An 18717-nucleotide genomic window follows, 5' to 3' on the forward strand; every position below is an offset into this window, starting at 1 on the left:
ATATCATACACAAGGGTAATAGAAAATGAAATTTGTATAATTGATTATATTTTTGAATTTTTTTGACAAAAGCCAATGGATTTGTTGACGTTTTCAAACTTTTTTGACAAAATAAAATTATGTAATAGTAGGACAAGGAATCTACTAATAAAGGGGATGGGGAAATGTTTTCAAATATTGGCTTTCCAGGATTAATTTTAATTTTAGTAGCTGTACTTATTTTATTTGGGCCGAAAAAATTGCCGGAAATCGGAAAGGCTTTAGGGGAAACGTTAAAAGAATTCAAAAAATCAACGAAAGAATTGACTGATGATGCATTTCAAGAGAAGGAAAAGAAAGAAAAAATGTAATGAATTTTCTTCGAAATGGATAAATAAAGTGTGGTGAACGAGATGGAAGATCGGGAAATGAGTGTAGTAGAACATATAGTTGAGCTTCGCAAACGAGTAATATATACCGTGTTATCCTTTGTACTATTTTTAATTGTTGGGTTTACTTTTACGAAGGATATTTATTTTTGGCTTGTAAAAGACTTACCAATGAAATTAACTGTTCTCGGTCCAAGTGATGTATTGTGGATTTTTTTCTCGATTGCTACAGTATTTGCTATCGTTTGTACAATTCCTTTTGCTGCTATACAAATTTGGTTATTTGTAAAACCGGGTTTACATCCAAATGAACAAAAGATGACGTTAATGTATATACCGGTATTGTCTATATTATTTATTGCAGGTTTATGCTTTGGATATTTCGTTGTAATGCCGTTTTTATTTCATTTTTTAACTACTATAGGTAATGAAATGTTTAATACGATGTTTACGACAGAAAAGTATTTTCATTTTGTTCTTAATTTAACAGTTCCATTTGCTGTAATTTTTGAATTACCAGTAGTAGTAATGTTTTTAACGAGTATTGGACTATTGACGGCGGAATTTCTAATAAAAATAAGAAGGTATGCTTACGTAGCATTGATTATCATTGCATCGTGTATATCACCGCCAGATTTTTTATCACATAGTTTAGTTGCGGTACCGCTTATTTGTATTTATGAAATTAGTATCGCTTTATCAAAGATTGTTAATAAGCGAAAAAAGAAAAGAGAAGAAGAAATTCAGTCGAAAAGTGCCTCGTTATAAAGGCACTTTTTTTATCCCACTTTAATGGGCAGTAAGACCCCCACCTCAAAATTTAGCGAAAGCAAAGAAGTTAGGTGGGGGCCGGGCTGCCCATAAAAGTCCGATTGGTTCAACTAATAATCAGTGGGGGCTGAAGAAAACCCCCACTGATTAAAGTTTCACTTTATTTATTTGTTATACTCTAGTTATAAACGTATACAATATAGAGAAGAAAAAAATTATAGAATCTCCAAAATTTAGACAAACTTTGCGCTTTTATAAGTTTATACTGAATATATTAAGCAATATACGGATAACGAGTCCTTGTCTTAATAGGAATTTAGGATGGGGGATGGATTAGGTGAAGATGAATAGAGTATAAATCTTTTAACCATAAGGACTACAGAGATTGTCTAAGGATACTTTTGTATTCATGGGAGTCGCCACTTTAAACAACGTGTTACAGCGTAAAGTAGAAGAAGTTCAAAAATCCAATGAAAAAGAGGATTGATATTGTGATTACGAAAAGTTTTTATTTCACTCATTCAACAGGGGAGTGTATTAAAATATTTGAAATCCCTGTCCTACAAGCGCAGCATCCATTATCGTTTCTAATACAGTCTCGTCTTCAATTATTTATTGCAAAAATTCAAAAACAAAAGCACCCAAGATTTTCGTATTCTTTCCGTGAATATTTACAAAATTGTTTGAAGTGGAATGATTATTTAAATGTATATAAAACAAATACTCTTGAAAAAAATGCATGATATAGAGTGGGGACAGGGTTAAGAGCTCTGTCTTTTTCATTTTAGATATAAAAATATAATTAATTTAATGAAATTTCGTTTCAAATTGTTGAAAGCAATGGGAATACTAGTATAATAACAAGGAGAGCGTATTGGAAAGGGAAGAATATAATATGCAAAAAATTAAAATTGTAACAGATTCAACGGCAGATTTATCACAAGAGGTAATTGAGAAATATGACATTCATGTTCTACCATTATCAATCTCTGTAAATGGACAAACATATTTAGATCGCGTTGATCTACAACCAGATGAATTTATTGAAGAAATGATTAAATCAGAGGAACTACCAAAAACATCACAACCAGCAATGGGTACATTTGTAGAAATGTATGACAAGTTAGGTGAAGATGGAAGTGAAGTACTTTCCATTCATATGACAAGTGGAATGAGTGGTACTGTGGCAACTGCAAATAGTGCTGCATCAATGACCGACACAAAAGTAACAGTTGTTGATTCGCAATTTATTACACATGCTTTAGCATATCAAGTAGTTGAAGCTGCGAAAATGGCAAATGAAGGACGCTCACTAGAAGAAATTTTAAAACGTGTAGATGAAGTAAGGAAGAATACTCGTTTATATGTAGTAGTAGATACATTAGAAAACTTAGTGAAGGGTGGGCGTATCGGTAAAGGAAAAGCGTTTATCGGTTCGTTGCTTAATATAAAACCAATTGCTAGCCTTGAAGATGGTGTTTATAACCCTGTAACGAAAGTGCGTAGCCAAGGTCAAATTGTAAAAACGTTAGCTAAGTTATTTGAGGAAGATACAGCTGGGAAAGTTATAAAAGCTGTGGCAATTCCGCATGCGAAAGCAATTCCTTTAGCTGAAAATGTAAAAGCGGCTGTTGAAAAAGTAAGTGGATTTGCTAAATCAGAAATTTTCTTTACAACGCCTATTATTAGTACTCATACAGGTCCGGGTGCAATCGGATTTATGTATTTAGCAGAGTAATAAAAAAGCTACTTGAAATTTATTTCAAGTAGCTTTTTTATGTGAATAGAAAGTAAGAAATAAGAAGGGCTATACAGGCACTCCCGCTAATGATATAGCGAGTCTGTAAATATTCATTCATAGAAAACACCCACTAATTAAAGTTTCACTTTATGATTTTCTATAGTATATGTTGGATATAGAAGATAAGTAGTTACGTTATACATGTAACGTGTTAATTTTTTCATTCACTTTCTTAGCATGTGTTTCGCTATTATAAGTGAAAGTTTGACCTAAAAAGAGTACATGCAGTTGTTCCCACGGTAACATACGTAAATTCCAATTATTTCGAAGCCTTGTTATTGCCTCGCGAGGTGTTTCATCGGCGAGTGCAAAAGCTCCGTAATGCATTGGTATAAAGTGTGTAGCATTTAAATCTAAATAAGCTTGCACTGCTTCTTCAGGTGAAACGTGAGATATTTTCATAAACCATTCTGGTTCATAAGCTCCAATTGGCATAAGGGCAATATCAATTGAAAAGCGTTTGCCAATTTCTTTGAAACCTTGGAAATAGCCACTGTCTCCACAAAAATAAATGGTTTCCTCCACATTGTCATTCTTAATAATCCATCCACCCCAGTGAGATGTGTTCATATCAAATAATGATCTTCTCGTCCAGTGCTGAGCAGGTACGAAGTGAAAGGAAACATCATCAATAGTCGTACTTTCCCACCATTTATACTCTTCTACATTGTTGAATTTTTTACGAGTAAATAATTTTTTTAGCCCAATGGGTACTAAGTATAATACGTCATCTTTAAGTTGGCGCAGTGTTGAAAAATCTAAATGATCATAATGACCATGTGAAATGAGGACAATATCAATTTTAGGTAGTTCTTGTATAGAAAGACCAGGTTCAGTAAGTCTTGGGACTAGCTTCAATTTATTGGCCCATACTGGATCCGTTAATATATTAAGTCCATTCGTTTGGATAAGAAAAGTGGAATGTCCAATCCATGTGACAGTCGTTTTTTCAACATTACTTTGCAAAAATGCACTTTGTTTAACGGGTGATTGTTCTACTAAGAAAGAAAAATCTTTTTTGTTTTGCTTTCGTTCTTTACGCCAGCGTATAAAAGAGCGAATTGATTTTTTTGTACTAACGTTATCCATATTTTCATAGCGCTTTGCCATGAACATCACCTCATTTAAAATCATTGTAATTGTATTGTACCGAAATGTTGTTAAGGAATACAGTGTATAACATGGATGAATGTTTAAATAATTGTAAAAAAACAGGAAGATGCATTTACAAAAATAACAATAGAATTAGTTTTGCAGCGATTATTTAGAGAAATAATAGTAAAAAAATTATTTTGTCTAGTAATTCGCTTGAAATAAAGAAGTAACATACGTAAATTCGTACGATTTCGTGAACAAATGTAGTAAACAATTTTCTCGTAGTGTTAACTTTTGTTATGATAAGTATAGCCTATTTAAATTTAGGATAGAGAAAAGAGGTTTATAAATGAAGCGTTATCAAAAAATAATTGGTCTTATGGTTGTATTTTGTCTCTTTGTACTTGCTGGATGTAGTGGATCAGGTTCAAAGCTTCGTAAACCATTAAATTGGGATTTAGAAACTTTCCAATTTACTAATCAAGATGGAAAACCATTTGGTACAAAAGATTTAAAAGGGAAAGTTTGGGTTGCAGATTTTATGTTCACAAACTGTCAAACAGTTTGTCCGCCAATGACTGCTAATATGGCAAAATTACAGAAAATGGCGAAGGAAGAGAAATTAGATGTTCAGTTTGTATCATTTAGCGTAGATCCTGACCTTGATAAGCCGGAGAATTTGAAGGCTTTCATTCAAAAATTTACAGAGGATACTAGTAACTGGAATTTACTAACGGGTTATTCGTTAGAGGACATTACGAAGTTTTCAAAAGATAATTTCCAATCACTTGTAGATAAACCTGAGAATGGTCAAGTTATACATGGAACATCATTTTATTTAATTGATCAAAACGGAAAAGTAATGAAAAAGTATAATGGTATTAGCAATACGCCGTATGAAGACATTATACGTGATATGAAACGATTAGCAGAATAAAAAGAGGGGTGCAGATTAAAGCACCCTTCTTTTTTACATTAGTCTATGGATAAAATGTCATGTTGCTGTGGAAGTTTTGGTGCCCGAATTTCTAACACGCCATTTTGATATGAAGCTTTCGCTGCTTTTTTATTAATTGAATACGGCAACTTAATTAATCTTGATGCTTCTGAAATGGAACGTTCTCGGCGATAATAGTTATGGGATGTTTGCTCTTCTTCTTCCAGTATCTCTTCTTTTACAGAGACTTTTAAGTATTCATTTTGTATTTCAATTTGAATTTGTTCTTTTTGTATACCTGGTAGTTCAGCTGTAACAACGAGTTCTTCGCCAACTTCGTATAAATCTACAGGGAATGTTAATAAACGATTTCCTTTTTGGAAAAAATGATTTAAATCAGCAATTACATTGCGAAGTGGTGTTTGCTCGAAGAAATCATCAATTTGCTTTAAATAATTGCGAACCGGTGGGCGAGAAGAGTCTTTTTTTTCTTCACTCATGGTATTCCCTCCTAGAAATCAATTTGCAATATCATATGACAAAAGCGGAGAAAGGTGATTGCCTAATTTTCATGTTTTCATAAAAAATTGTTAAAAATGTGAAATGGAGTGATTTTTTTATAGTTTTTGGTCGCCATATTCAGTTGATTATGCTAGTATAAATAGGGTTGATATAGTAGTATAGAGACAGAATGAAAACTGAAAGAGGGTAAGAAGTATGTGTGGTTTTGTAGGATGTTTATGTGAAAACCCTAGAGAGTTTTCAGAAACAGAAAAACATCAATTTGAAAATATGAACACGATGATTTTCCACCGTGGTCCAGATGACGAAGGATATTTTCGTGATGAGCATGTACAATTTGGCTTCCGCCGTTTAAGTATCATTGACTTAGAGGCAGGACATCAGCCGCTAACTTATGAAAATGATCGATATGTAATTATTTTTAATGGTGAAATTTACAACTATGTAGAATTACGTGAAATGTTACTTGAAAAAGGTGCAACGTTTGCAACGCAATCTGATACAGAAGTTATCATTGCATTGTATGCACATATGAAAGAAAAATGTGTAGACTACCTTCGTGGTATGTTTGCATTTATGATTTGGGATCGTGAAGAAAAGAAACTTTTCGGTGCACGTGACCACTTCGGTATTAAACCTTTATACATCGCACAACAAGGTGATACTACATTCTTCGCATCTGAGAAGAAAAGTATTATGCATGTGATGGAAGATAAAGGCGTTAACCCAACGTCATTACAACATTATTTTACGTACCAATATGGTCCAGAGCCAGAAACATTAACAATTGATGTTAATAAAATCGAACCTGGTCATTATTTCGTAAAAGAAATCGGTAAAGAGATGGAAATCCATCGCTACTGGAAACCTTATTTCAATGCTTCAAGTGCAACGAAAGAGGAGCATATCCAAGCAATTCGTGATGTGTTATATGATTCAGTAAAAGTGCATATGCGCAGTGATGTACCAGTAGGTTCATTCTTATCTGGTGGTATCGATTCATCTATCATCGCTTCTATCGCAAGAGAAATGAATCCAAATCTTTTAACATTCTCTGTTGGGTTTGAGCAACGTGGTTTCAGTGAAGTTGATGTTGCGAAAGAAACTGCTGAGAAATTAGGCGTTAAAAACCATAACGTATTCATTTCAGCGAAAGAGTTTATGGATGAGTTCCCAAAAATCATTTGGCATATGGATGATCCTTTAGCAGATCCAGCAGCTGTACCGTTGTACTTCGTTGCTAAAGAAGCACGTAAGCATGTAACAGTTGTTCTTTCAGGCGAAGGTGCAGACGAGCTATTTGGTGGTTATAACATTTATCGTGAGCCAAACTCACTGAAAATGTTCTCTTACATTCCTAGCCCAGGTAAGAGCGTTCTAAAAGCACTAAGTGGTGCTCTTAAAGAAGGCTTTAAAGGAAAGAGCTTCCTAGAGCGTGGATGTACGCCAATTGAAGAGCGTTACTATGGAAACGCGAAAATCTTCCGTGAAGAAGAGAAAGCTGAATTAATGAAGTATTACAATGAAAGTGTTAACTATATGGATATCACGAAACCATTGTATAACGAAATTAAAGATTATGATGATGTAAGCAAAATGCAGTACATTGACATGTTCACATGGTTACGCGGTGACATTTTATTAAAAGCTGATAAAATGACAATGGCAAACTCATTAGAACTTCGTGTACCGTTCTTAGATAAAGAAGTATTCGATGTTGCATCTAAAATTCCAACTGAATTTAAGATTGCTAACGGAACTACGAAAGCTATTTTACGTGAAGCAGCACGCGGAATCGTTCCAGATCACGTATTAGATCGTAAAAAACTTGGATTCCCAGTACCAATTCGTCACTGGTTAAAAGACGAAATGCATGATTGGGCTATCAATATTATAAACGAGAGTAAGACAGAGCATTTAATCGACAAACAGTATGTATTAAACTTACTGGAAGCACATTGTGCAGATAAAGGCGATTATAGCCGTAAAATTTGGACTGTACTTGCGTTTATGGTATGGCATCAAATTTATGTTGAGCATAAATACGATACGAATAAGTTCCACGAAGAAACGAAACGTGCGTATAGCTTAGTTTAATTAGAAAAACCTTAAGATCGTATATGGTCTTAAGGTTTTTTTCATAAATAGGACGTATTATTGATACAATAATAGTAAAAGGATGGACAACATATGATTACGTTTGAAAAAGTAACTGTAGAAAATGAAAACGTTGTAAAAGAAATGTTTCGCTCACATAGTTTAAGTGAGAAACAGGTACAGTATTGTGTGAAAGTCGATGATACATATATTGGTGTAATAGATTATCGTGTTCAAGGGGAGACTGCGATTTTATCTCAGTTAATTATTCACTTTGACTATCAAAGTTACGGTTATGGGACAAATACGTATTTCACATTTGAAATGATGATGAAAGAAAGAAATGTGAAAGAGATAAAGGTATTACAAACGGAATTAACAGAACCAGTGAAATCTTTCATAGAGAGCTTTGGATTTAATGTGGAAGACGGAATATATGTGAAGAAAATATAGCGATGAGTAGTTATGCGGGATAAATATAAGGCAGGTGGATGTATGACGATGACTTCTGGTCTTGTATTAATTGGAGGGTGTTTTTTAGTAGCGGAGCTAAGCCATATGTTTATTCGAAAAAGAATGAATAAGAAGAGAAAGCCGTATGAATTACAATATGCTCCAGTGTTTTTCCTTTTGTTTTGTATGCTACTTACATTACAAAACATAACGAACTTTCCACCTCTTTTAAATGTTTTTTTAAAGTTCGGTTTGCTGTATAGTACCACTGGCATAGCCCTTTTATTTCTTTTATTTTGCATACGTCATATTCACTATCAATCGTATATATTTATATTAAATTGGTTAAAGCAAAATGATAGAAACCGCCTTACATAAGGCGGTTTTTTTATTTACGTTATGTATTGACTGGAATTACAATTACTTTCTTATGCCCATTACTTTTTTACATGTTACGCTTAAAAAATTTGAGTAGTAAATAGGTACAAAAATATTTTGAATAAAAATGAGGGCGGAATTATATATATTGAAAAAGTTTTCTGATATATCTATTGACAATGTATGAGATATACATTAATCTTTAAGTGTAAATGATAATCAATTTCATCTAGGAGGGCTTATGACACGCACTAAAAATATTCTTATACTTTGCGTTATGTTACTAATGGTCGTAATCGCAGGGTGCGGTAAAGAAGAAGAGAAGAAAGATAAAGATACATTAGTAAAGGCAAAAGATTCTTATAGTATAAAGCATGCAATGGGCGAAACGACAGTAAATGGTACGCCAAAAAGAGTTGTTGTTTTAACAAATGAGGGTGTTGAGGCACTTTTAACTGTTGGAGTAACGCCAGTTGGAACGACGAAACCACGAGCTGGTGATGAATGGTATCCTCATTTAGCGAAAGAGTTAAAAAATACGAAAGTAGTAGGAACTGAGCGTGACATTAATTTAGAAGCAGTAATGAAGCTTCAGCCGGATTTAATTATCGGAAATAAAATGCGTCACGAAAAAATATACGAGCAGTTAAAAGAAATCGCGCCAACAGTATATGCTGAAACATTACGCGGTGATTGGAAAGAAAACTTCACACTTTATACAAAAGCTGTAAATAAAGAAAAAGAAGGGCAAAATGCTCTAAATGATTATAAAAAGCGTATTGCAGCAATAAAAGGACAATTAGGTGATAAAATTAATTCTAAAGTTTCAATTATTCGCTTCGTCCCTGGTGATGTTCGTATTTATCAAAAAAATTCATTCTCAGGTGTTGTATTAAATGATATTGGATTTAAACGACCACCATTACAAGATAAAGATGAATTTGCAATTAAAGGAATTACAAAAGAGCAAATTCCAAATATGGACGGGGATTATTTATTCTATTTCACATCTGATAAAGACGCGGATAAGAATAATGAAGGAAATACATTAGCAAAAGAATGGACAGAAGATCCACTATTTAAACAACTGCAGGCTTCTAAAGATAATAAAGTATTCCAAGTAGATGAAGTGATTTGGAATACAGCAGGTGGTATTGTAGCTGCAAATCTTATGTTAGATGATATTGAAAAATATTTTCTGAAGTAAATGAATAATCTAGTGCATCACTTTAAATAGGTGATGCACTTTTTATTTTGTTAAAATACAGAAAATTCCTTCTTTTGAGTGTGCATAAGTTGTACAATTAAAATAATCATGAAATAAAGGAGTGGGAATAAATGAAAGCTACTCATAAAGATTGGGTTTTATTTAACGGAAGAATTGTAAATACGAAGGAAGAACAGCCGATGATTCCATTAGAGGAGAGAGGCTTTCAATTTGGTGATGGTATATACGAGGTATTCAGACTATATGATGGGAAGCCACATTTATTAGATTTACATTTAGAACGATTCTTTCATTCTATGGAAGAAATAAAATTAATTCCACCGTTTACTAAGGAAGAGTTAGTGGAAGAGTTATATCAAATGATTGAAAAAAATCAATTTCAAGAAGATGGTAATGTATATTTGCAAATATCAAGAGGTGCTCAAGCACGTAATCATGTATATGAGTCAAATATGCAACCAACATATTTTGCAAACATTGTTTCTTTTCCAAGGCCAATCACGGCTATGGAACGAGGAATAAAAGTTACTGTAGAAGAGGATATACGCTGGAAGTTTTGTCATATAAAATCCTTAAATCTGCTACCTAATATTATGATTAAAAATAAAATAAACGAACAAGGCTATCAAGAAGCGATATTAGTACGAGAAGGAATTGTAACGGAAGGGTGTCATTCAAATTTCTTTATGGTGAAAAATAATAAATTGATTACACATCCGGCTGACAATTTCATTCTACACGGCATTACACGTCACTACGTTATTACATTAGCGAAAGAGTTACATATTGAAGTAGAAGAAAGAGAATTTTCACTTCAAGAAGTGTATGAGGCCGATGAATGCTTCTTCACAGCGACGCCACTTGAAATATTCCCAGTCGTTCAAATTGGTGACGAGCAGTTCGGAAAAGGCGAAAGAGGACCGATTACAAAGAAACTCCAAGTTGCATATGAAGAAAGTATTCGTTTGTTTAAAGTTACGAACTAATATTGAAGAAAAAAGCTGGTATTACTCCAGCTTTTTTTCATGATATAATTCAAGCATAGGACAAGATTTGAAAACGCTGTAAAAAGGGGATTTAATGTATGAATTATGAAGATTTTAAAGAAGTAATTCACGGTAGACGAAGTGTTAGAAAGTTCACGGAACAAGAAGTAGCCACTAGTGATATAAAAGATATTATTGATTGTGCTCGTTATGCACCGAGTGATACAAACTCACAAACTTGGGAGTTCTTGGTCATTATGAACCGAGAGAAAATTAAAGAAATTGAACAAATGACATGGGATGCATTACATAAACTTGCGGCAAAAGCGGCAAAAAACGGAGAAGAGAAAGCGGGGAAATTACTTACACGTTCTTTTGGACCATATGCAACAGCTTTCTCGGAGGCACCAGTATTAATCGTATGTTTGGCAACGCCATATGAATCAAAGTTTCGTGAAAAGATATTTGATCCGATTGCTTTTGTTCCAGCTTCAGTTTGGGAAGAAGAAGGAATTAAGAGCAGTTGTTTAGCGGCACAAAACTTAATGTTGGCTGCACATGCGAAGGGGCTTGGTACATGCCCAATGACAGGACCGGTATTGTTAGCTCAAGATGAACTACGACAATATTTACAAATTGAGCCTGAAAAACAAATAAATATGGTTATATCGCTCGGTTTTCCGAAAGATAAGCCGAAGAAACTTCCAAGAAAAGAAGTAGATGAGATTACAACATTTGTTTTTTAAAGTTCAAAATAAAAGGACATTGAATAAACAATGTCTTTTTATTTTGGATAGGTATGTAATTAATCTGTTAGGCTAAAATGATAGATAAGAGGGAATTACTATTTATCCCAATTTATTTCATAAAAAAAATTAATGTTCTATTAAGGAAAGTATGATACATTAATCGTGAGCAATATTCTATTTGTTCATGAAAGTGTTGAAAATAGTTTTAAAATTTAAAAGTTATTTTTGTATAATAAATTATAATGAAATGACAGGGGGGATGAATTTTGAAAAAATTCATAATCACTGGATTGTCTGTATTGTTATTAGCCGGTTGCGGCGCTCCACAAGAAAAAGAGGGTGCGCAATCAAAGCAGGAAGAAAGAGTTGTAAACGCAAGTAATGAGAATATAGTAGTATTTCCTGAAGGAGCAGTGCCAGTCGGAGAAGGAAAAGTAAAAGTTATTACACCAGACGGTACTTCTGAGAATGGTAATATACCAGCTGTATTCATTAAAAAGGATACTTTAATTCAACACGTTGAATTAGAGCTCTCTAATTTTCAAAATGATAAAGAAACATTCGTATTTGTAGATCGAGTGTTTGCAGATAAATATCAAGTAACTAGTACAACACAGACAACAGTACAATTAAAAGAAAAGACGCTTGAAACAGGTAGTCATACGATTACGGCAGTTCAGTATGAAAACAATGATCCGAAAGGAAAGGTTATTAGTTTTAATCAAGCAACATTCGAAACAAAACCAGCGTCATAAGAAGAATAAAAAGTACATTGCTCAAAAAGTAGTGTACTTTTTTGTTTATACTAGAGGATGTAATAGTGAATCACTTGTTTTGTTTTCTAATATGATTAAATTAGGAAGAGATCACTCGTTACTACTATGACAGAAAAAGCGGTTGAAGAGGTGAACCGGTATATTTGTATCTTCTTGATTAATATGATGATGTCAGTAATTTGGTTTATGATGCAAGTTACGTTCCATTATCAAATTTATGACTTATCGATAGGGTCTATTTGTTTTACCATTGTTTAGCTATTATATGATAAACTCGGAATAAGGTAAGTTTCAGAAGAAAAATGTAGGTATTTCATTTGAAATGTCGAATAGTACGTACGATGTCGTAATAACAAATTTTCTATTGTTTACTGTGAAACAGGAGAAGGAGAGATAGTAATGAAACGAGCTCTTATAAATATTGATTATACATATGATTTTGTAGCAGAGAAAGGTGCTTTAACTTGCGGTAAGCCAGGCCAAGAAATTGAGAAGGAAATTGTCCATTTAACGAAGCAATATATTGAAAATGGAGATTATGTTGTCTTTGCGATCGATAAACATGAAGAAAATGATGTATATCATCCTGAATCAAAATTATTCCCGCCTCATAACATAACGGGTACAAATGGAAGAGATTTGTTTGGTGAATTACAAGATGTGTACGAAACATATAAAAATGCAGAGAATGTATATTACATGGATAAAACGCGATATAGTGCATTTGCAGGAACAGACCTAGAGATGAAGTTACGAGAAAGAGGAATAGAAGAAGTGCATCTTGTAGGGGTTTGTACTGATATTTGTGTTCTTCACACAGCCGTAGATGCTTATAACAAAGGATTTAAAATTGTAGTTTATGAAAAGGCAGTTGCATCTTTTAGTGCGCAAGGGCATGAATTTGCACTTGGACATTTTAAATCTTGCTTAAACGCAGAAGTGAAGTAAAAAAAAGAGGCCTTTAAAAAAAGGTCTCTTTTTACGTTTAAATTGAGACGAGGTTTTGCTCAATTAATTTTTTTATAAATGGGCTAATATTCTCTGGTAGCTTATCAAAATCAAAAAATTGTACACTTAATGATTCGATCCCATCAGCTTTTAGCAAGCCGCCTTTAATGTCTTTGCAAAGATATGCGATTGTTATAGGATAAAACTCATCCCCGTTTGGTAATTTTACAAAAAATTCTTTTCCAGAAAATACGCTTATTAACTGTAAGGTTCCTATTTCAATCCCTGTTTCTTCGAACACTTCTCGTCTCCCAGCTTCTTCTGTTGATTCACCAAGTTCAACGAATCCACCAGGGACACCCCAAATACCATTCTGCCTTTGTTGAAGTAATATTTGTCCTTGTTTATTGAAAACAGCTACAGCAACTCCTGCTAGATTGAGTGGTCTTGATCCGACAACTTTTCTAAGTTCTTCAATATATCCCATTGTATGTAACCTCCGTAAGAAAAAATAAGAGCAAATATACTATTCGTTGTTGTGTAAATATTTTCCTCTTTATAAGAGGGAGAGATGTCCTATAACCTATTTGTTTTATTTGGTAAAATATACATCAAAAAAGGTCAAACAAAATCTTTGACCTTTTTTGACCAAGTGTTATAATAAAGATAGAAAGAGATAATCTTTCATTCATAAATAATAAGGAGGAAAAAATATGCGTAATTTATTTCCAGAGATAACAAAACGTCAAAATGGTATTTTTGATTTTGGGCCTTCTTTATTAGAAGGGATGACAGATGCTTTCTTTAAACCGATGAACATGGATACTTTTAAAGTAGATGTTCATGAACAGTCTGATAAATATACAGTAAAAGCAGATTTACCTGGTTTTCAAAAAGAAAACATTCAAGTTGAATTTGAACAAGATGTATTAACGATTCAAGCAACTAATCATAATGAAGTAGAAGAAAAAAATGAGAATGGCATATATATTCGTAAAGAACGTTCTATAGGTTCTGTAACTCGACGCTTTAATTTTCAACAAGTTGAGGAAGAAAATGTTAAAGCAAATTATAAAGATGGCGTACTGACAATTGAATTGCCAAAATTGAAAGAAGAAAAAAACAGTAAAACAACAATTAATATCGAATAAAAGAGCTGATAAATTCAGCTCTTTTTTTATCTAGTTAATGAATAAATTAGTTGAAATCGTAATGAGTAGAATAAAGTTTTAACGTTTAAAAAATTTCACGATTAGCTCCCCTTAGGTTATTAAAAAGGGTATATTTAAAGGGAAAGGAAAAGAACAGCTAGACATACTGTTTAAAGTGAATTAGTAATAAAGTCAAAATACATAGTAAGGGTAGCAGCATTTTAGAGTAGATAATAGATTGTTCTAGAACAAACTGAGACGATTATGAATTTTTTAATTAGTAAGGAAGTGGTTAGATGAGTTTATTAACGTATACTGAAGAGTTTTTTAATTATGTAAGAGAGTTTTTACTTTTAAGATTTTTACTATTTGCTTTCGTTCTAATCATTATTTCATTTGTCATAAACCGCATTATTGATTGGTTTTTTAGGAAATCAAGCTTTTTTGATGAAGAGGTAGAGCAAACGATTCAAAGTGTGATTCGATCTATTTTTAGATATATCATTATCATTAGTCTAATCATATATTTAATTAGCCAATTTGTAGATATAAAAAGTATCATTGCAGGCGCAGGGATAGCGGGGGTTGTTATCGGTTTTGCTGCACAACAGATGCTGAAAGATGTTATATTAGGCTTTGCGAGATTAGCGGACAAAGAGTTTCGTGTTGGCGATTTTGTTACTTTTAACGGAACAAACTCAGGAACGATTGAGGAAATTAGTATTCGTTTTATGCAAATTCGTGAATGGTCAGGAAAACTCCTTACCATACCACACGGAGAGATTAGAACGATACAAAATTTTAATAAAGGCTGGATGCGCGTAATTGAACGAATTACGGTAAGTTATCAGGAAGATCCGACAAGAGTTAAGGAATTGTTAGAGGAAGTTTGTGTGAACTGTAATGAAAAATTGGCCTCAAGTCTTTATAAAGTAGAGGATGAAGCTGTTGAACCTTTTAAATATGTAGGTGTTACAGATTTAAATCCGAATCTGAAATACGTTGGATATGAATTTTGTATTACAGGTTTAATAAAGCCAGAAGATTATTTTGAAACTTCTAGACAAGTAAGATTTGAATTAATGTCTATATTTCATAAGAATCGAGTACAAATGCCAGCAGCAAATATGGTCGTTACTACTGAAAGTTTACAGCATACCCATAGCGGACAATCTGTATCGGACAGCTAAAGTAGAATAGTTTGGTAACGGAAATGCTGCTTTCAACATTGGATAGAAAAATAATAATAAAATGATCGATATAAACAAAGAGCTGAAGAAATTCAGTTCTTTTTAATTTGTAGAATTTAGAAATTTCTTAATGTTATAATGATAGATGGTGATGAAAATGAACTTTGAAGAAAAAGAGATGCATCGTTTAGAGGCATTAAAAGCAATTGCTGAATTATTAAATGAAGCAACAGACTTACAAGACATGTTGGAAAAAGTGTTACATACATTGTTACAAGTTATGAATTTGCAAACAGGCTGGATCTTTTTTATTGATGAAAGTGGAAAGCACCGTATGCTTGTGGATGAAAACTTACCGCCAGCTCTTACGTGGCAAGAGAAGAAGCCGATGTGTGAAGGAAATTGTTGGTGTGTAGAGCGTTTTGTGAATGGAAGATTGGAAAAAGCGACAAATATTATTGAATGTAAGCGAATAGAGGATGCGATTGAATGTAATTGGGGAGATACCGAAAATGTTACGCACCATGCGACAATTCCCCTTAGGTCTGGATCGGAGAAGTTTGGTCTATTAAATGTCGCCTCTCCTCAAAAAACACATTTTTCAGAGGAAGAATTAGCATTATTAGAATCGATTGCATTTCAAATAGGAACAACTATACAACGTATTCAATTAGTAGAGAAAGAACGTAAATATGTAGTTGTAGCAGAACGAAATCGACTTGCACGTGATTTACATGATTCAGTAAAACAATTGTTATTTTCTATCATGTTAACCGCAAAAGGTACGCTAAATATGACGCAAGATAGAGACTTGCAAGAGATGTTGAGCTATATTGGAGAATTATCACAGGAAGCATTACAAGAGATGACACTCTTGATTTGGCAATTAAGACCGGAAGGATTAGAGAAAGGGTTAGCTGAAGCAATTAAAAATTACGGAAAGTTGTTAGGAATTCACGTGGAAGTTCGAATTGATGGAATGGTTTCAATTGGTGATGAAATAGAAGAAGTTTTATGGCGTATTAGTCAAGAAGCGATACATAATTGTAAAAAACATGCTTCGTGTGAAAAGGTACATGTTCTTTTAAAAATAGAAGATAACCAGTTATATTTTTGCATAGAGGATAACGGAATAGGATTTATACAAGATCAGGTACGAGAGTCAGCACTCGGTTTAAAAAGTATGAAGGAACGTATTCAGTTAATGAGGGGATCATTTCAAATAAAAACGGAGCTGAAAAAAGGTACGAAAATTGAAATTCAATTGCCAGTTTGAAGGGGAGAAGAAGGTTGAAAATTAAATTACTACTAGTTGAGGATCATCATATCGTTCGAAGAGGACTTGTATTCTTTTTGAAAACGAGAGAAGAATTTGAAATTGTTGGGGAAGCAGAAAATGGAGAAGATGCGTTAACATTCGTCCAAACAAAAAGGCCAGATGTAGTATTAATGGATCTATCAATGCCGAAGATGGATGGCATCGAAGCAACAAAACGAATAAAACAATATGATGAAACGATAAAGATACTAATATTAAGCAGTTTTTCAGAGCAAGATTATGTTTTACCAGCACTTGAAGCCGGAGCAGATGGTTATCAATTAAAAGAAGTACAACCTGAGCAACTTGTAGCTTCTATTATTGCAGTACATGAAGGAAATACGAATTTTCATCCGAAAGTAACACCAGCACTATTAGGACGATCAGTAGTCAAGAAAGAAAAAGAAAACCCTTTTTCTATGTTAACGAAAAGAGAACAAGAAGTACTTCGTGAAATTGCGCAAGGGCGAAGTAATAAAGAAATTGCAGCAGTGCTTCATATTACAGAACAAACTGTAAAAACACATGTTTCAAATGTTTTAGCTAAATTAGAAGTAGATGATCGTACGCAAGCTGCATTATATGCGGTGAAATATGGGGTTATTTAGGAGGAGTGTATGAAAGTAAGGACTACATTACAGCGGTACATGTCAAGTTTGTCTGAGGCTAGTTATTTTAATGGTACGGTACTAATTGCAAAAAATGATGAAATATTGTTAAGTGAAGCATTTGGAACAGCGAATTTCACATTTAACATTCCTCATACTATTGATACAAAATTTCGAATTGGTTCATTAACGAAAGGGTTTACCAGTACAGCAATTTTACAATTAGAAGAACGTGGATTGCTCTCGGTAGAAGACTCAATTTCAAAATATATAGAGGGATTCTCTTATGGAGAAGATGTTACAATTCACCACCTATTAACTCACACATCGGGTATTTCAAATTTTACAAGTTGGCCTAATTATTGGTCGGATATAATGAGAAAATCTGTATCTAAAGAAGACATTGTGCATGTATTAAAGACGTACCCGTTAGAGTTTAAACCAGGTGAGAGATATAGTTATACAAATTCTGGTTATATTTTATTAACAATTATAATCGAAAAGATTACTGGTTTATCATATAAAGAATATATACATAAATATATATGTCAACCACTTCAAATGCATAATACCGGATGTGAGGATGAGGGTAGAGAAATAGTAGAATCTTTATCAACAGGATATACGATATTTGGAGATATAAAACAAACTGAACATATTGATATGTCATTTCCATTAGGGGCATATGGAATGTATTCGACAGTTAAAGATTTGTTTAAATGGCATAAAGCATTGCGTAGTAGAGAGGTGATTTCAGAAAGTTCACTTCAAAAAATGTTTACTGCATATTCGGATCATTATGGATATGGTTGGGCTATTGAACAAGAAGAATATATTTCTACTAGTCATTTTGGTGATATAAATGGTTTTGTGAATTATTTGATTCGATATGAAAAAGATAATGTTTGTATTATTGTACTAAGTAATATAAATATTACACCGGTCATAGAGATTGCAAATAACATAGCTAAGATTATAAATGGGGAAGAGATTCAGATGCCGAGACCTATAAAGGTGTATGAGGTGAATTTTTTCGATAAATTAAAATGTGTGGGGAAATATATAACAGAAAACAATGAAGTAATTCAAGTTATAGAAAAACAAAATAAACTCTATGTTATAGTGCCGAAACGTTATGGTGTATTGTATAAACTTGAGCTGTATCTTTGTTCTTTTCAAGAGGAAGTTGCAATGTTTCGAACGAAATACGTTGATGAAAAAATAAAAATAAATACAAAAACAGGATCATTATCTTTTGAAGATGTTACGAAAAAATGCATAAAAGCTAATAAAATATATAGTGAAGCTGAATAAAGGTTTTTCTTCTTTCAATAATTAGGT

21 protein-coding genes and 1 pseudogene are annotated in these 18717 nt (G+C 33.1%); 19 read left to right on the forward strand and 3 right to left on the reverse strand.

The genetic code is table 11. From position 1 onward, the window contains the following. The first annotated feature begins 164 nt into the window (after positions 1 to 164). The 4 genes from PDQ68_RS01425 to PDQ68_RS01440 all read left to right on the forward strand — a co-directional run bounded on the left by PDQ68_RS01425 (position 165) and on the right by PDQ68_RS01440 (position 2877). On the forward strand, positions 165 to 350 hold the full coding sequence (locus tag PDQ68_RS01425) for a twin-arginine translocase TatA/TatE family subunit (protein ID WP_000492443.1): 186 nt from the start codon (positions 165 to 167) through the stop codon (positions 348 to 350). A gap of 42 nt (positions 351 to 392) precedes the next feature. Further along, entirely contained in the window at positions 393 to 1136 is a 744-nt protein-coding gene (gene tatC, locus PDQ68_RS01430) for a twin-arginine translocase subunit TatC (RefSeq protein ID WP_000390138.1), read from the forward strand. 494 nt (positions 1137 to 1630) lie between these two features. Continuing rightward, positions 1631 to 1882: a DUF2535 family protein gene (locus PDQ68_RS01435; RefSeq protein WP_000629015.1), complete on the forward strand. Its 252-nt coding sequence runs from the start codon at positions 1631 to 1633 to the stop codon at positions 1880 to 1882. Between the two features lie 152 nt (positions 1883 to 2034). After that, positions 2035 to 2877, forward strand: a complete 843-nt coding sequence (locus tag PDQ68_RS01440) for a DegV family protein (RefSeq protein WP_011040282.1) — start codon at positions 2035 to 2037, stop codon at positions 2875 to 2877. A 198-nt stretch (positions 2878 to 3075) separates the two neighbouring features. Here the strand turns inward: PDQ68_RS01440 and PDQ68_RS01445 are convergent, their stop codons facing one another. Continuing rightward, positions 3076 to 4050: an MBL fold metallo-hydrolase gene (locus PDQ68_RS01445; RefSeq protein ID WP_061183503.1), complete on the reverse strand. Its 975-nt coding sequence runs from the start codon at positions 4048 to 4050 to the stop codon at positions 3076 to 3078. A 334-nt stretch (positions 4051 to 4384) separates the two neighbouring features. Between PDQ68_RS01445 and PDQ68_RS01450 the strand changes: the two genes are divergently transcribed. Next, positions 4385 to 4972 (forward strand): SCO family protein, encoded by a 588-nt coding sequence (locus tag PDQ68_RS01450; RefSeq protein ID WP_000833339.1) that lies wholly within the window; start codon positions 4385 to 4387, stop codon positions 4970 to 4972. A gap of 38 nt (positions 4973 to 5010) precedes the next feature. Here PDQ68_RS01450 and PDQ68_RS01455 read toward each other — a convergent pair whose 3' ends face one another. Further along, positions 5011 to 5472, reverse strand: coding sequence for an Hsp20/alpha crystallin family protein (locus PDQ68_RS01455; protein ID WP_001288082.1), 462 nt, complete (start codon positions 5470 to 5472; stop codon positions 5011 to 5013). Positions 5473 to 5689: 217 nt separating this feature from the next. Between PDQ68_RS01455 and asnB the strand changes: the two genes are divergently transcribed. From asnB to PDQ68_RS01495, 9 genes and pseudogenes are all read left to right on the forward strand, one after another. Next, a complete protein-coding gene (gene asnB, locus PDQ68_RS01460; RefSeq protein ID WP_000333816.1) occupies positions 5690 to 7591 on the forward strand; it encodes an asparagine synthase (glutamine-hydrolyzing) in 1902 nt (633 codons plus the stop codon). 93 nt (positions 7592 to 7684) lie between these two features. Continuing rightward, positions 7685 to 8044: a GNAT family N-acetyltransferase gene (locus PDQ68_RS01465; protein WP_000627505.1), complete on the forward strand. Its 360-nt coding sequence runs from the start codon at positions 7685 to 7687 to the stop codon at positions 8042 to 8044. 48 nt (positions 8045 to 8092) lie between these two features. Next, positions 8093 to 8422 (forward strand): hypothetical protein, encoded by a 330-nt coding sequence (locus tag PDQ68_RS01470; protein ID WP_061183504.1) that lies wholly within the window; start codon positions 8093 to 8095, stop codon positions 8420 to 8422. 8 nt (positions 8423 to 8430) lie between these two features. Next, positions 8431 to 8526: pseudogene (locus PDQ68_RS28840) on the forward strand (phosphatase PAP2 family protein); the annotation flags it as partial. A 137-nt stretch (positions 8527 to 8663) separates the two neighbouring features. Further along, positions 8664 to 9629 carry an ABC transporter substrate-binding protein gene (locus PDQ68_RS01475; RefSeq protein WP_061183505.1) on the forward strand — a complete coding sequence of 322 codons (966 nt, stop codon included), beginning with the start codon at positions 8664 to 8666 and terminating at the stop codon, positions 9627 to 9629. Between the two features lie 131 nt (positions 9630 to 9760). Continuing rightward, the gene (gene dat / locus PDQ68_RS01480) at positions 9761 to 10636 is read left to right on the forward strand and encodes a D-amino-acid transaminase (protein ID WP_000648394.1); all 876 of its coding nucleotides are present in this window, start codon (positions 9761 to 9763) and stop codon (positions 10634 to 10636) included. 98 nt (positions 10637 to 10734) lie between these two features. Then, the gene (locus PDQ68_RS01485; RefSeq protein ID WP_061183506.1) at positions 10735 to 11382 is read left to right on the forward strand and encodes a nitroreductase family protein; all 648 of its coding nucleotides are present in this window, start codon (positions 10735 to 10737) and stop codon (positions 11380 to 11382) included. Between the two features lie 269 nt (positions 11383 to 11651). Continuing rightward, complete coding sequence (locus PDQ68_RS01490) at positions 11652 to 12140, forward strand: putative periplasmic lipoprotein (protein WP_000713485.1); 489 nt, start codon at positions 11652 to 11654, stop codon at positions 12138 to 12140. Between the two features lie 420 nt (positions 12141 to 12560). Further along, complete coding sequence (locus PDQ68_RS01495; protein ID WP_061183507.1) at positions 12561 to 13109, forward strand: cysteine hydrolase family protein; 549 nt, start codon at positions 12561 to 12563, stop codon at positions 13107 to 13109. 37 nt (positions 13110 to 13146) lie between these two features. On the opposite strand, the gene PDQ68_RS01500 is transcribed toward PDQ68_RS01495, so the two are convergent. Continuing rightward, a complete protein-coding gene (locus PDQ68_RS01500) occupies positions 13147 to 13596 on the reverse strand; it encodes an NUDIX hydrolase (protein WP_000540519.1) in 450 nt (149 codons plus the stop codon). Between the two features lie 226 nt (positions 13597 to 13822). Here PDQ68_RS01500 and PDQ68_RS01505 point away from each other — a divergent pair, with 226 nt between their 5' ends. The 5 genes from PDQ68_RS01505 (at position 13823) to PDQ68_RS01525 (ending at position 18690) form a co-directional block, all read left to right on the forward strand. Continuing rightward, positions 13823 to 14260, forward strand: a complete 438-nt coding sequence (locus PDQ68_RS01505; protein WP_001245060.1) for an Hsp20/alpha crystallin family protein — start codon at positions 13823 to 13825, stop codon at positions 14258 to 14260. Positions 14261 to 14556: 296 nt separating this feature from the next. Then, the gene (locus tag PDQ68_RS01510) at positions 14557 to 15450 is read left to right on the forward strand and encodes a mechanosensitive ion channel family protein (protein ID WP_000055419.1); all 894 of its coding nucleotides are present in this window, start codon (positions 14557 to 14559) and stop codon (positions 15448 to 15450) included. A gap of 157 nt (positions 15451 to 15607) precedes the next feature. Next, on the forward strand, positions 15608 to 16726 hold the full coding sequence (locus PDQ68_RS01515) for a GAF domain-containing sensor histidine kinase (protein WP_061183508.1): 1119 nt from the start codon (positions 15608 to 15610) through the stop codon (positions 16724 to 16726). Positions 16727 to 16740: 14 nt separating this feature from the next. After that, positions 16741 to 17376 carry a response regulator gene (locus PDQ68_RS01520; RefSeq protein ID WP_000694641.1) on the forward strand — a complete coding sequence of 212 codons (636 nt, stop codon included), beginning with the start codon at positions 16741 to 16743 and terminating at the stop codon, positions 17374 to 17376. A 9-nt stretch (positions 17377 to 17385) separates the two neighbouring features. Continuing rightward, positions 17386 to 18690: a serine hydrolase domain-containing protein gene (locus PDQ68_RS01525; protein ID WP_014893780.1), complete on the forward strand. Its 1305-nt coding sequence runs from the start codon at positions 17386 to 17388 to the stop codon at positions 18688 to 18690. Positions 18691 to 18717 lie beyond the last annotated feature (27 nt).

Origin of the sequence: Bacillus cereus group sp. Bc010 (assembly GCF_027716745.1) — a bacterium.
GTDB lineage: Bacteria > Bacillota > Bacilli > Bacillales > Bacillaceae_G > Bacillus_A > Bacillus_A pacificus.

What these genes read in the sequence shown, in the direction of transcription:
- PDQ68_RS01425 (WP_000492443.1), top strand. Translation starts at nt 165, where the DNA reads ATGTTTTCAAATATTGGCTTTCCAGGATTAATTTTAATTTTAGTAGCT.
- tatC (WP_000390138.1), top strand. Translation starts at nt 393, where the DNA reads ATGGAAGATCGGGAAATGAGTGTAGTAGAACATATAGTTGAGCTTCGC.
- PDQ68_RS01440 (WP_011040282.1), top strand. Translation starts at nt 2,035, where the DNA reads ATGCAAAAAATTAAAATTGTAACAGATTCAACGGCAGATTTATCACAA.
- PDQ68_RS01445 (WP_061183503.1), bottom strand. Translation starts at nt 4,050, where the DNA reads ATGGCAAAGCGCTATGAAAATATGGATAACGTTAGTACAAAAAAATCA.
- PDQ68_RS01450 (WP_000833339.1), top strand. Translation starts at nt 4,385, where the DNA reads ATGAAGCGTTATCAAAAAATAATTGGTCTTATGGTTGTATTTTGTCTC.
- PDQ68_RS01455 (WP_001288082.1), bottom strand. Translation starts at nt 5,472, where the DNA reads ATGAGTGAAGAAAAAAAAGACTCTTCTCGCCCACCGGTTCGCAATTAT.
- asnB (WP_000333816.1), top strand. Translation starts at nt 5,690, where the DNA reads ATGTGTGGTTTTGTAGGATGTTTATGTGAAAACCCTAGAGAGTTTTCA.
- PDQ68_RS01465 (WP_000627505.1), top strand. Translation starts at nt 7,685, where the DNA reads ATGATTACGTTTGAAAAAGTAACTGTAGAAAATGAAAACGTTGTAAAA.
- PDQ68_RS01470 (WP_061183504.1), top strand. Translation starts at nt 8,093, where the DNA reads ATGACTTCTGGTCTTGTATTAATTGGAGGGTGTTTTTTAGTAGCGGAG.
- PDQ68_RS01475 (WP_061183505.1), top strand. Translation starts at nt 8,664, where the DNA reads ATGACACGCACTAAAAATATTCTTATACTTTGCGTTATGTTACTAATG.
- dat (WP_000648394.1), top strand. Translation starts at nt 9,761, where the DNA reads ATGAAAGCTACTCATAAAGATTGGGTTTTATTTAACGGAAGAATTGTA.
- PDQ68_RS01485 (WP_061183506.1), top strand. Translation starts at nt 10,735, where the DNA reads ATGAATTATGAAGATTTTAAAGAAGTAATTCACGGTAGACGAAGTGTT.
- PDQ68_RS01495 (WP_061183507.1), top strand. Translation starts at nt 12,561, where the DNA reads ATGAAACGAGCTCTTATAAATATTGATTATACATATGATTTTGTAGCA.
- PDQ68_RS01500 (WP_000540519.1), bottom strand. Translation starts at nt 13,596, where the DNA reads ATGGGATATATTGAAGAACTTAGAAAAGTTGTCGGATCAAGACCACTC.
- PDQ68_RS01505 (WP_001245060.1), top strand. Translation starts at nt 13,823, where the DNA reads ATGCGTAATTTATTTCCAGAGATAACAAAACGTCAAAATGGTATTTTT.
- PDQ68_RS01510 (WP_000055419.1), top strand. Translation starts at nt 14,557, where the DNA reads ATGAGTTTATTAACGTATACTGAAGAGTTTTTTAATTATGTAAGAGAG.
- PDQ68_RS01515 (WP_061183508.1), top strand. Translation starts at nt 15,608, where the DNA reads ATGAACTTTGAAGAAAAAGAGATGCATCGTTTAGAGGCATTAAAAGCA.
- PDQ68_RS01525 (WP_014893780.1), top strand. Translation starts at nt 17,386, where the DNA reads ATGAAAGTAAGGACTACATTACAGCGGTACATGTCAAGTTTGTCTGAG.